The organism is Streptomyces sp. CNZ301 (assembly GCF_004217425.1).
Genome location: NZ_SHLG01000001.1, coordinates 731919 through 744542 on the forward strand (window position 1 = coordinate 731919; position 12624 = coordinate 744542).

The following is a 12624-nucleotide window of genomic DNA, read 5'->3' on the forward strand; positions in this document are numbered from 1 at the left end:
CGCGGCGGCGACGCCCAAGGCACGCGTGCCAATGCTTTGCGGGGCCCGCACCCCAACTACTGGGGGCGTCAGGACGTCAACGGCGCCCTCATGACCGGTGGCCTGGCGTGCCCCTCCCCCTCGTTGTCTACCTGCGGCACAAGGGCCTGCCCGTCCTCAGCTCATCTTCTCGGCCACAGGCAGAGCCGCGGCGGCCGCCACAACATGATCTTGAACATTCCGAAAGCGCCTGTGAAGGAGTTCATCCGATGAAGACCCTGCTCACTGGCGGCACCGTGGTCAGCATGGACCCGGCTGTCGGCGATCTCGACCGCGGTGACGTGCTGATCGAGGACGGCGTGATCGTCGAGGTGGCCGAGCGCGTTGACGCGCCGGACGCCGAGGTGATCGACGCGACCGACCGGATCGTCATGCCCGGCTTCGTGGACAACCACCGCCACACCTGGCAGACCACGTTCCGAGGCGTCGGCGCGGACTGGACGTTCCCCGAGTGGGCAGTGGCCACGCACGGCACGGTCAAACCCCACTACCAGCCCGAGGACGTCTATACGGCCACCCTGGTCGGCCGCCTGGAGGCCCTGCACTCCGGCGTGACCACGATGCTGGACTGGTACCACGTCGCACAGAGCCACGAGCACGAGGACGCCGCCGTTACCGCGCTGCGGGACGCTCCGGGGCGGTCGATCTTCTGCCTCGGCGCCGGATGGGGCACCCCCGACCCCGTCGACGCCGACATCCGCCGCGTCCGCTCCGACCTTGCCGGGGACGGCCTGGTCACCATGGCGCTGGGGCTGCGCGGACCCGAGGACACCAGCATGGCCACCGTCGCCCAGGACCTGAACCTGGCAGCCGAACTCGACCTGCACACCAGCGTGCATGTCGTCGGCGGCGGGACGCAGCGCCCGGTCGCCGATTTGCGCGAGCACGGTCTGCTGCGGGACACCACCACGTTCGTGCACGCCAACGGGATCAGCGACGAAGAGCTGAGGATGCTCGCCGAAGCGGGCAGTTCGGTGTCGATCAGCCCGGACGTCGAGCTGAAGCTGGGGTTCGGATCGCCGATAACAGGCCGGGCGTTGGCCGCCGGCCTGCGCCCGACGCTGTCCATCGACGACGTCCCGTCGGCCGGCGGCGACATGTTCTCCACCATGCGTACCGCCTTCGCCGTGCAGCGCGGCCTGGACGGCGGCCTGCGCTCCCGGGACCTGCTGGAGTTCGCCACCGTCGATGCCGCCCAGTCGTGCGGGCTCGACGCCCAAACCGGCAGCATCACACCCGGCAAGGACGCCGACGTCATCCTTCTGCGCGCCGACGACCTGACCGTCTTCCCGGTCACCGACCCGGTCGCCACCATCGTCAGCGCCGGCCATCCCGGCCTGGTGGACACCGTCCTCGTCGCCGGCCGCGTGGTCAAACGCGACGGCGTGCTGCTGGACCTGGACTTGGCGGCGCTGAGGACCCGACTGCTCGAATCACGCAACCGGATCGCGACGGCAGCCGGCATCCCACTCGACGGCACATGGCGCCCACGGCCGGAATCGGACTAGGGGGCAATGCCGTTCGGTTAGGGGTCTTGCCTGCGGTGCAACTCTCGTTGCTCCGGCTGGTGTTACGGGTGCAGCTTTTGTAGTGGTTCTCGGGTCCGCCAAGACTCGTGTTCCACCGCAAGGGCTGCAGTGTCCGATTCTGTCATCACGGATGCTCCCGGCCCGTTGGCCGTTGGCCACCTGGGCGAATTGACCCAGGCTGTTCCGTTCGAACTCGTCGGCGAGGCACTCCCATCCGCGGGTGGTCTGCAGCATCGCGCTGGCGCGTCCGCAGGAGAGGGTCGTGGTGCTGAGCGAGGTTCGCGGTCCCGTCGACGCGGTCGACCAGAGTCTGCAGATGCGGGTGAGCGACCCCGCGCAGCAGAGCCACCGGTGCCTCGGCGGCTTCGGCGGGACGCAGCACCGGTCCCGCCCGGTATCGCCGGTCGTCGATCTACTCGGCGAAGTCCCGGTAGACGAGCTTGGCCACCAGCGGTCGGACCTGGTCCCGGAGGGCCCCCATGAGTCTCACAGTTGTGCCAAATGCGTGGTCATCGCGAGAATGCGCTGGGCAACGCGGACAGTTACGCCTTCGAAGGGCCGCCCGCCGTGTTGTTCCAGGTCGAGCCGGCCCTTGAGGCTGTCGTTGGCCGACTCGATCGCAGTGGGTGGCAGGACCCCTTTCGCGGCGGGAAGAAGCCGTCATTCGGTGGAAGCCAGCCGGTACACCTCGGTCGCCGTACCCGAAAAGAGTCGAGTCCGCTCGTGGCTGCTGAAGTCGGCGGTCAGTTCGTCGAAGGCGGCGTACAGCTCACTGAAGGTCGAGTAGAGGCTGTCCACGGGGAAGTTGCTGGCGAACATGCTGTGGTCGGGGCCGAAGGCCTCGATCGCGCCCAGCACGATGGGCCGGACGGAGTCGGGTGTCCAATGATGGTCCTGGGTGCCGATGGCGGAGATCTTGCAGACAACGTTGGGGCACTGGGCAAGGAGGCGCATCTGCTCCCGCCAGCTGGCGAGTTCCGGCTGATCGGCATCCCGGCGTGGTCGAGGATGATCTGCACCTCGGGGAAGGCGCGGCCAGTAGGACCGCCTGTTCCATTTGGTGCGGGTAGATCTGGAGGTCGAAGGAGAGTCCGAGTCCGGACAACCGGTTGAAGTTGTCCAGCCATGAGGGGGCTTCGATGATGTCCGGGACGGTTGTGTGCGTGTACGCCGGGTCTGGGTGCCAGCTGAGGATCTGTCGGAATCCACGCACACCTGGCTGGGCTGCCTGCCACTCGAGGTCTTCGGCGGCGTTGCCGGACAGCAGGTCGGCCTTGGCCACCAGCGCCCAAGGAATCTGCGCGGACCGCATGATGTCGACGAGCCACTCGGTTTCCCTGCGGGGGTCCGCCGCGCCGTTCTCAACGTGTACCGATCCGATCAGATCGATGCCGTCGGCATCGGCGAGATAGTCCTGCACGAGGTAGTCCCGGCGCAACGACGTGTCATCGCCGTGGTAGGGAAATCCCTGCTCGACGGGCCGCTCCAGCCAGGGGTAGGACTGGCGGCTGAAGTTGCACAGGTGGTGGTGTGCGTCGACAACGGGGAGATTCACCCGCCGATCTGCCGCTTCCCGGCGCGCAGTCGTGCTCACGGCGTCTCACCGGCCGAAGCGGCACACGAGGTGGGCTCGGCCGCCTCGGGCAGTATCGCGATGCGCTGTGCCATGTCGTGTGCGGAGACGGGAGTGCCGGCGGGTCCGTTGGCCGGCCTCGCAGCATCGGCCATCCCTTGGCGCCCTGGTCGACGGCGACCGCGACGATGACGACGGCACCGGTGACGATCTGTTCGTAGAAGCTCGGCACGTTCAGCAGTACCAGGCCGTTGGTGAGGGCACCGAGGATCAGGGCTCCGACGAGGGTGCCCGCGATGCGTTCTTCCCCGCCCATCAGGTTCGCCCCGCCGATCACTGCGGCGGCGATCGCCGTCAGGAGGTAGGGGCTGCCGCCCTCTGGCTGTGCTGCGCTGATGCGTGCGACCAAGACAAGTCCGCCCAGGCCCGCCAAGGCCCCGGAGAGGGCGTAGACGCCGAGCTTGATGCGCTTGACGGGAATGCCTGACAGCCAGGCGGTTTCCTGGCTGCCGCCGACGGCGATCACGTTCTCGCCGAAGACGGTTCGGCGCAGCAGCAGCCATGTCACGAGCCCTATCAAGAGCACCAGGGCCACCCCTGTGGGGATGCCGCCGATGTAGCTGTTCAGCATGAACACGAAGGACTGCGGGACGTCGTAGACGGGGTCCCCTTCGGTCACCACGTATGCGCATCCTTGGAAGACGCTCATGGTGCCCAGCGTGGCGATGAATGGCGGGAGTTTCAGGCCCGTGACCAGGGCGCCGTTGGCCAGTCCGCAGATTGCGCCCGCCAGGAGGCCGATGAAGAGGCCCGCGACGGGAGTCACGCCGTGATCGACCATCAAGGTGGCGCTGACGATGCCGGCGAAGCTGGCGATGGAACCGACAGAGAGGTCGATGCCGCCGGTGATGATGACGAATGTGACACCGAGGCCGATGATCGCGTTGATGCAGGCGGACACGGCGACATCGCGGAGGTTGCCCAGCGTGAGGAAACCCGGCGCGAGCAAGCTGAGAAGGATGAAGATCGCCAGCGCGGCGACGTAGATGCCGAGTGCCTGTGCGCTGACGGCGGGAAGCTTCAAGCCTCCCGGTCGGGCCGAGTGGTTCGGCTCATTCATCGGTTGCCCCTTCCGTGTGCCCCATGGCGCTCGCCACGAGTGAGTGCTCCGTCATCTCGGCTGCTTCGTGTGTGGAGTTGATCCGCCCGGAACGCATCACCAGTGCCCGGTCGCAGAGGGTGATGATTTCGGGCAGGTCTGACGAGACGACGATGACCGCTTTGCCCGCACCGGCCAGCTCATCGATGAACTTGTAGATCTCGGACCGCCCCCGATGTCGACACCCTTTGTGGGCTCGTCGAACAGGTATACCGACGCGTCTCGCCACATCCATTTTGCAATGGCGATCTTCTGCTGGTTTCCACCGGAGAACTGCCGTGCTGTCAACGTGACATCGGATGGCCGCAGTTCGAGTGCGCGGGACGTCTCGCAGGCGGCTGCCAGTTGCTTCCTGCGGCTGGTGAACGGGCCAAGGGCGTTGAACTCGTTGCTCGCGGTCATGGCCACGTTTGCGTAGGCGGGAAGTCCGAGCACCAGTCCTTGTCCCTTGCGGTCCTCCGGTATGAAGGCGATGCCCGCGCGTCGACGGTCACGCGGACTGGAGATCTCCAGCCGGCGGCCGTCGATCCCGGCATCCCCGGAACATCCGCTGTCCGCCCGGGTGAGAGCCCGGAGGAATTCGGTCCGTCCTGATCCCACCAACCCTGTGATGCCCAGCACTTCGCCTTGTCTGACGTCCAGTGATATCGGGCCGGTGCCGTTCGGATGAGTCACTCGGCTTGCGGTGAAACGGACCGGACGGTCAGGTGTCAGCGGGTGTTGGCGGGTGAACTGAAGAAGCTCGCGGCCGACCATGCGGCGCACGATCTGGCCCTGATCCGTCTGCCCGATGGGGCTCCTGGAGGCCACTTTGCCGTCCCGCAGAACCAGCACCGAGTCGGAAACGCTCATGATCTCGGGCAGTTTGTGGGACACGTAGAGGATGCCCACACCGCGTTCGTGCGCGAGTTCCCGTATGCGCTTCAGCACGTGCTGGACGTTGTGCTCGAGCATGCTGGTGGTTGGTTCGTCGAGAGCGACGACCTTCGGATTGAAAGCGAAGGCCCGGGCAATCGTGAGGGCGTGGCGCTGGGCAGGACTCAGGGTCGCCAGCCGGCTTTTCGGGCTCAAGGGAAAGCCCATGAGGCGGACGTCCTCAAGGACCTGGCCCACGACGTCGGGCATCTTTGCTCGCTCTGCCCGGGAGCGGCCGAGCACGACGTTCTGTGCGACGGTGAGTTGGGGAACGACGGCAGGCTCTTGATGGGCGATCGCGAGGCCGTCTGCCAGCCCGACCCCAGGGGTGTACTCGTGGCGTTCGACGCCGTCGAGTGAGACCGAGCCCCGGTCAGGCTTCAGTGCTCCTCCGAGAATTGCCAGAAGGGTGCTCTTGCCAGCGCCGTTCTCGCCGCTGATCGAGCAGACCTCGCCTCGTTCGAGGTGGAGGGTCACGCCGTCCAAGGCACGGACGCCGGGAAAGGACTTGACGACGTCGTTGACTTCTAGGAGATGGGTTGGCATACCGACGAACCTCCTGGTCGTCTCGTGGTGGTGCGCGGAGGGCCCTGCGCTTCCCCGTCTGTGTTCGAGTACGTGTGCGGACGCGCGAGCGTCGTGCCGTCATCGGCCGTATAAGGTTCGCGGCGTCGATGAGGCCTCGTCGACACGGCGGCTTGGGGCCGCAGCCTGCGCACGGCATGCCGTGCACTCGGCAGGGCAGCCGCCGACGTCTGCGCGATCGGCCTCTCTGTGCACTGCCCGGTGGCTGTGCTGCTCGGAGAGGACGGGGAGGCACTCGCTCCGGGCATCACCTGGAGCCACCCAGCGCTGCCGCCGCTGGTCGTGGAGTACCGCCGGGTGCGGGCCGAAGAGGAAGAGGAAGACCATGTAGGCAACACCGCCTCGGCTTCCACTGCGCTCGCCGTGGCCTGGCAGGTCTTCCTCGACGAAGAACCCAGTGCAGCGGAGCGGGCCAACACGCTGGCCTTCACCGGGACATGGCTCGGCCGGCAACTGACCGGCCACGACGCCATCGACCCGACGCAGGCGTCGTACAGCGGATTGTTCACAACGTCCGCCGGCAGCACCGGAACCTGGCTGCCAGACCTGGCCCGGAAGGTCGGGGTGGAGCCCCGGCTGCTTCCTCCGCTGCGGCCCTCTCTGTCGCAGCTGGGCCACCTGCGCGCGGACGCGGCGGCGGATCTGGGGTTGCCGCCCGGCATCCCCGTCATCGTGGGTGCAGCAGACACCGCAGCAGCAGCGCACCTCCTGGACCTCCGTACGAACGACGACGACCCCCCGCTCTACACCCTGGGCACCACCCATGTGCTGACCCGGGCCGCCTCGGCACCGATCCACCGCCCCGACGCGCTGCAACGCGCGGACGTACGTCCCGACCGGTGGTCGCGGCATTCCGCCCTGGGCGGCGGCGACGCTCTCTCGGCCGCGGCGCGGCAGCTGGGATTCGGCGAGGACGTGTCCCAGATGATCGCCGCGGCTCGCGGAGCGACGCAGGAACAGACCAGAGGCGCACCGCACTTCATCCCGCACGTGGCACCGGAACGCGGACCACTCTGGCTCGACCGTCCGCACACCGCGCTGCTCGGGTACGGGCCGGACACATCACCGGTGGCCGCCGCGTGGGGTGCCGTGGAAGGTGTGGCCTTCGCGATGCGGATTCTCCTCGAACTGGATACACCGGCACGCCAGAATGTCCCGATCCTGCTCGCCGGCGCCTCCGGGGCCGACGCCGGCTACCCGGCACTGGCTGCGGACCTGCTCGGCCGCCCCATCGAACTGGTAGAGGAATCACACCTGTCGGCGCTGGGCGCCGCCGCGATAGCGGTCACGGCTACGAACGGCAGCCGTCTGCCGGTGCCGCACTCCCGTCTTATCGAGCCGCGGCCCGGATGGTCAGCGGCGGTCGCAGACCGCTGGGCCGTATGGGCAGAGCACTGGAGCGCTGTTGTGGGCCGCCGCTTTCCCATCCCTGCTGCGCTGCCCGGAGACCAGAAAGGCGTCGCTGTATGACTGCGGCATCACCACATGTCTACGTCGCCCGTGCCCTGACCGATGACGCGATGCGGGCCGTGCAGGACATCGGCCTCCCGACCGTCCTCAGCGCCGAGGAACCGCCGGAACGTGAGGAGTTGCTCAGGTCAGCCGCCGGGGCGGCAGCAGTGGTCTGCACCCTTACCGAGCAGATCGACGAGGAGTTTCTGGGCACTGCCGGGCCGCACCTGCGAGTGGTGGCGAACACCGCGGTCGGCTACGACAACATCGACGTCGCGGCAGCCACCTCACGCGGGGTGGTCGTCACCAACACGCCGGGAGTACTTGACGGGGCGACAGCCGATCTGACGATGGCTCTGATCCTCGCCGCTGCCCGCCGCGTGGGAGAAGGAGACCGGCTACTTCGCTCCAAGACCCCCTGGGTGTGGGGGCCGACAATGATGCTCGGGCTGGATCTCAGCGCCGGCGCGGTACTGGGCATCGTCGGGTACGGCCGGATCGGCAGGGCAGTGGCCCGGCGCGCCCGCGCTTTCGACATGACGGTCATCGCCACACCACGGGCGGAGCCGGCAGCGCCTGCTGCCGAGGACGGGACGGAGTTCGTGCCCCTGCCGGAGCTCTTGCAACGCAGCGACGTTGTCTCGCTGCATTGCCCACTCACGCCAGAGACCCGCCACCTGATCGACACCGCTGCCCTGTCCCTCATGAAGCCGTCGGCCGTGCTCGTGAACACCGCACGTGGCGGCATCGTCGACGACCAAGCACTGACTGCCGCGCTGCGAGCCGGCACCATCGCCGCTGCGGGACTGGATGTGTTCGAGGAAGAGCCGAACGTCGACCCGGCCCTTCTCGAACAGGACAACGTGGTACTCACACCCCATCTGGGCAGCGCAGGCGCGGCCACACGCCAACGCATGTGCGGCCTGGCCGTTGCCAACGCGGCAGCTGTGCTGGGCGACCGGGCCCCCCTGACTCCGGTCACGATGCACGCCGCTCATTGAGCCGGGCCAATTCCAGCTACCCGCGCATTTCGTGAGTCCAGGACGGCTGCACCCGTTGACGGCGTCCGCGAGCCCGGCCGCAGCCGCCGACACCCGCACACCGAAAGCCCGGAAAGGGTGCGATCGACGCCGGGCTGCGCGACCGTCAGGCGGACGAAGCCGAGGCCAAGTGAGACGTCTGCGATCCGCGCCTGGGGCGAGGTTGCGTACATCTTGCCCTCAATGATCAAGGCAATGCCCGATTGGGAAGTTCGGGCTGCCCCGGTCAGCCCTGGCGTCTCGTGGCTGGAGGTTCCAGCGAAGCCCACAATGTCCCGTCGGAGCCGTGGCGGAGGAGCTGCTGGGCCATCTGGTACCCCCTGGCGGCCCGGCCGAAGTGCAGCTCCTCCGCCACAGTGAAGAAGGCTGCCAGCTGGCGCAGTTCCATGAGCGTTATCGGCCTCTCGCAGCCCCCTCCTGCGATCTATCAATCTACTGTCTCAATGTGACTGTAGTTCGGTATTGGACAGTATCAATGGGGTGCTGTCACGGTGGGGTCAATCGTTCAACCGGTGAGCAGTACGACACGAATGTCAGCGCCCACAGATCTGCTCGCCAGCCGTGAACAAGGCATGGAGAGGGGAAGGCGGTCGTGACGTCCCTCCACCACGAGGTCCGTCTCTCCCTCTCAGGAGTTCTGACGCCCAACTGCTAGCCGCGAAGGCCAACTGGAAACGCGGGTCCATGACCAGGGACGAATGCTGGCCCGATGCCTCGAATTCCTCGACCATCCCGAAGCCAAGGAGCATGACAGTGTACGCACGAGATTTCGGCCTGACTGAGACTCAGCGCGACTTCCGCGCCATGGCCGCCGACTTCGTCGACTCGGAGATCGTGCCGCACGCCCGCGAGTGGGACCGCGCCGAGCGCGTGGACCCCGGCGTGGCCAAGAAGCTGGGCGAGCTGGGCTTCCTCGGGCTGACGCTGCCCGAGAAGTACGGCGGTGTCGAGGCCGACATGCTCAGCTACGTCCTGGTCACCGAGGAACTGGGGCGCGGGGACTCTGCCGTGCGCGGCATCGTTTCCGTCTCCCTCGGCCTGGTCACCAAGTCCATCGCTGCCCACGGCACCGACGCACAAAAGGCCGAGTGGATCCCGCGGCTGACCGCCGGAGAGGCGCTGGGCTGCTTCGCGCTCACCGAGCCCGGCACCGGCTCCGACGCTGGCGCGCTGACCACTCGCGCACGGCGGGACGGAGGCGACTGGGTGCTCGCCGGAAGCAAGATGTTCATCACCAACGGCACCGTCGCGTCCGTGGCTCTTACCTTCGCCCGTACAAGTGAACGCGGCATCACCGCCTTCCTCGTGCCCACCGATACTCCCGGCTTCACCGCAACGGAGATCCACGGCAAGCTCGGCTTGCGCGGCCAGGCCACCGCCGAACTCGCCCTGGACGGCGTGCGGGTGCCCGACTCCGCCCGCCTCGGCGACGTCGACCGCGGGCTGGGCATCGCCCTGGGAGCCCTCTCACGGGGGCGCATATCGGTGGCGGCGGGCTCCGTCGGCCTGGCCCAGGCCGCGCTAGACGCCGCCGTGCGCTATGCGGGTGAGCGGCAACAGTTCGGCAAGTCGATCGCCTCTTTCCAGCTGGTGCAGGAGCTGCTCGCCGACTCCGCCGTGGACGTGCGCGCCTCGCGGCTGCTCACCCACCAGGTGGCGCGGATGGCCGACGCCGGCGCCTCGCCTAAGGAGTACGCGACCGAGGCATCCGTGGCGAAGTACCACGCCAGCGAGGCAGCCGTCCGCGTCAGCAACAACTGCCTGCAGGCCTTCGGCGGTTACGGCTTCATCGACGAGTACCCGGTCGGCAAGTACCTGCGCGACGCCCGCGTCCTCACCCTCTACGAGGGCACCAGCCAGGTGCAGAAGCTCATCATCGGCCGTGCGCTCACGGGCGTCGACGCCATGGTCTGAGCCCACCGGGGTCCGTCCAACACGCCCCTGATCTCGAAACGCGTGACAACTAGCGAGCAAGGATGACCGGCGTGAGCTTGAGGATCGTTGTCTGTGTGAAGTACGTGCCCGACGCCACCGGCGACCGGCACTTCGCCGAGGACCTGACCACCGACCGCGAGTCCGTGGACGGCCTGCTCTCGGAACTGGACGAGTACGCGGTGGAGCAGGCGCTGCAGATCGCGGAGGACGCCGATGCCTCCGAGGGGGCCGAGATCACCGTGCTGACCGTCGGACCCGAGGACGCGAAGGACGCGCTGCGCAAGGCGCTGTCCATGGGTGCCGACAAGGCCGTCCACGTCGAGGACGACGACCTGCACGGCACCGACGCGCTCGGAACATCCGCCGTACTGGCCAAGGCGATCGAGAAGACCGGGTACGACCTGGTCATGTGCGGCATGGCCTCCACCGACGGCACCATGGGCGTGCTTCCGGCGATCCTCGCCGAGCGCCTGGGCGTGCCGCAGGTGACGCTGCTGTCCGAGGTCTCCGTCACCGACGGCAAGGTCAACGGGCGGCGCGACGGCGACACCGCGACCGAGCACCTCGAGGCCTCCCTGCCCGCTCTCGTCTCGGTCACCGACCAGTCCGGCGAGGCTCGTTACCCGTCCTTCAAGGGGATCATGGCGGCGAAGAAGAAGCCGGTGGAGTCCCTGGACCTGGACGACCTGGACATCGAGGCGGACGAGGTCGGACTCGAGGGCGCCTGGACGAAGGTCGACGACGCCACGCCGCGTCCGCCGCGCACCGCGGGCACCGTTGTCAACGACGAGGGCGAGGGCGGCAAGCAGCTCGCCGAGTACCTCGCGGGCCAGAAGTTCATCTGAGGCCCGCCCGAGCGACACGCACCTGATGCGAACGCCCGCCCGCACCATCCGCCCCATTCTTCCGCAGGAGCAACCCCATGGCTGAAGTCCTTGTCTACGTCGACCACGTGGACGGTGCCGTCCGCAAGCCGACCCTCGAACTGCTCACTCTGGCCCGCCGCATCGGCGACCCGGTCGCCGTGCACCTCGGCGCGGGCGCCGACGAGGCCGCGAAGACGCTCGCCGAGTACGGAGCCGTGAAGGTACTGGCCTCCGACAGCGGTGAGTTCGCCGACTACCTCGTCGTGCCGAAGGTCGACGCGCTGAAGGCTGCCTACGACGCCGTCTCGCCCGCCGCCGTCCTCGTCCCCTCGTCCTCGGAGGGCAAGGAGATCGCCGCCCGCCTCGCGGTGCGCATCGGCTCCGGGATCATCACCGACGCCGTCGACCTGGAGGCGGGCGACGAGGGGCCGGTGGCCTCGCAGTCCGTCTTCGCCGCGGCGTTCACCACCAAGTCCCGTGTCAGCAAGGGCACTCCGGTCATCACGGTCAAGCCCAACTCCACCTCCCCGGAGGCCGCGCCGGCCGCCGGTGAGGTCGAGCAGCTCTCGGTGTCCTTCGGTGAGACGGCGACCGGCACCAAGATCGTCTCCCGCACGCCCCGTGAGTCGACCGGGCGTCCGGAGCTGACCGAGGCCGCGATCGTCGTCTCCGGCGGCCGTGGCGTGAACGGTGCGGAGAACTTCCACGTCATCGAGTCCCTGGCGGACTCCCTCGGCGCGGCGGTCGGCGCCTCCCGCGCCGCCGTCGACGCCGGCTGGTACCCGCACTCCAACCAGGTCGGCCAGACCGGCAAGACGGTCTCCCCGCAGCTGTACATCGCCACCGGTATCTCCGGCGCGATCCAGCACCGGGCCGGCATGCAGACGTCCAAGACCATCGTCGCCATCAACAAGGACGCCGAGGCACCGATCTTCGACCTCGTCGACTACGGCATCGTCGGCGACCTCTTCGAAGTCGTGCCCAAGCTGACCGAAGAGGTCAACACCCGCAAAAGCTAAGCCTCGTAGATCGGGAGAAGGCATTACCCATGCAACTCACACGGCGATCGTCGTGACGCTCGTGCTCACCGTGGGCGGTGTGCCCTCATCACATGTGCAGTCGCGCAGATCTACCGTTTCGTCATGCGACTGGGGAAGCCGCTGCCTTCCGGGCCGCGGACCAACGCCCCGAAGGCCCATACCACTACTGGGGACTCCGTCAAGACCCCCACCGACGGCTCCGGCGAAGAGGATGAAGCCAACGACGCACCGGAGCCGGAGCCCGCGAAGCGACCGGACTCTGGAATTCAGCAAGCGTCACACCGGTGGCTGGGACGGGGTCGGGCGAGGCGTGTGGCCCAGTCCAGGAAGGCCGAGACGGAACTGGCCCGGCAACGGCAGCCCCTCGACCCGGCCGTGGTCCGCAGCCCGGCCCCCCCTTCGCGCCCCCCCGGGGGGGGGTGGCCGAGCCTGAGCCAGCCGTTGACTTGATCCGCTTGTGGTCCCCAGTCAGACATTTCATACGAACGGAG

10 protein-coding genes and 1 pseudogene are annotated in these 12624 nt (G+C 67.9%); 6 read left to right on the forward strand and 5 right to left on the reverse strand.

Going from position 1 to position 12624, the window contains the following annotated elements:
• Positions 1–248: 248 nt before the first annotated feature.
• The gene (locus EV375_RS03250) at positions 249–1547 is read left to right on the forward strand and encodes an amidohydrolase family protein (RefSeq protein ID WP_130298104.1); all 1299 of its coding nucleotides are present in this window, start codon (positions 249–251) and stop codon (positions 1545–1547) included.
• Positions 1548–2050: 503 nt separating this feature from the next.
• Here EV375_RS03250 and EV375_RS29520 read toward each other — a convergent pair.
• The 4 genes and pseudogenes from EV375_RS29520 to EV375_RS03265 all read right to left on the reverse strand — a co-directional run.
• Positions 2051–2186: pseudogene (locus EV375_RS29520) on the reverse strand (IS982 family transposase); the annotation flags it as partial.
• 42 nt (positions 2187–2228) lie between these two features.
• Complete coding sequence (locus EV375_RS29525) at positions 2229–2783, reverse strand: amidohydrolase family protein (RefSeq protein WP_486588247.1); 555 nt, start codon at positions 2781–2783, stop codon at positions 2229–2231.
• A 230-nt stretch (positions 2784–3013) separates the two neighbouring features.
• The gene (locus EV375_RS03260; protein ID WP_130298106.1) at positions 3014–4261 is read right to left on the reverse strand and encodes an ABC transporter permease; all 1248 of its coding nucleotides are present in this window, start codon (positions 4259–4261) and stop codon (positions 3014–3016) included.
• Between the two features lie 96 nt (positions 4262–4357).
• Positions 4358–5761 (reverse strand): sugar ABC transporter ATP-binding protein, encoded by a 1404-nt coding sequence (locus tag EV375_RS03265; protein WP_130298107.1) that lies wholly within the window; start codon positions 5759–5761, stop codon positions 4358–4360.
• A gap of 165 nt (positions 5762–5926) precedes the next feature.
• On the opposite strand from EV375_RS03265, the gene EV375_RS03270 reads away from it, so the two are divergent.
• Both EV375_RS03270 and EV375_RS03275 read left to right on the forward strand, forming a co-directional pair.
• Positions 5927–7270, forward strand: coding sequence for an FGGY family carbohydrate kinase (locus EV375_RS03270; RefSeq protein WP_486588688.1), 1344 nt, complete (start codon positions 5927–5929; stop codon positions 7268–7270).
• Positions 7267–8253 (forward strand): 2-hydroxyacid dehydrogenase, encoded by a 987-nt coding sequence (locus EV375_RS03275; RefSeq protein ID WP_130298109.1) that lies wholly within the window; start codon positions 7267–7269, stop codon positions 8251–8253. Before EV375_RS03270 ends, EV375_RS03275 begins: the two co-directional genes overlap by 4 nt.
• Before the next feature lie 265 nt (positions 8254–8518).
• Here EV375_RS03275 and EV375_RS29010 read toward each other — a convergent pair whose 3' ends face one another.
• Positions 8519–8680, reverse strand: coding sequence for a hypothetical protein (locus EV375_RS29010; protein WP_165434671.1), 162 nt, complete (start codon positions 8678–8680; stop codon positions 8519–8521).
• A gap of 359 nt (positions 8681–9039) precedes the next feature.
• Between EV375_RS29010 and EV375_RS03280 the strand changes: the two genes are divergently transcribed.
• The 3 genes from EV375_RS03280 (at position 9040) to EV375_RS03290 (ending at position 12112) form a co-directional block, all read left to right on the forward strand.
• Positions 9040–10206: an acyl-CoA dehydrogenase family protein gene (locus EV375_RS03280; protein WP_207227971.1), complete on the forward strand. Its 1167-nt coding sequence runs from the start codon at positions 9040–9042 to the stop codon at positions 10204–10206.
• Between the two features lie 71 nt (positions 10207–10277).
• A complete protein-coding gene (locus tag EV375_RS03285; RefSeq protein WP_130298111.1) occupies positions 10278–11072 on the forward strand; it encodes an electron transfer flavoprotein subunit beta/FixA family protein in 795 nt (264 codons plus the stop codon).
• Positions 11073–11149: 77 nt separating this feature from the next.
• Positions 11150–12112 (forward strand): electron transfer flavoprotein subunit alpha/FixB family protein, encoded by a 963-nt coding sequence (locus EV375_RS03290; RefSeq protein ID WP_130298112.1) that lies wholly within the window; start codon positions 11150–11152, stop codon positions 12110–12112.
• Positions 12113–12624 lie beyond the last annotated feature (512 nt).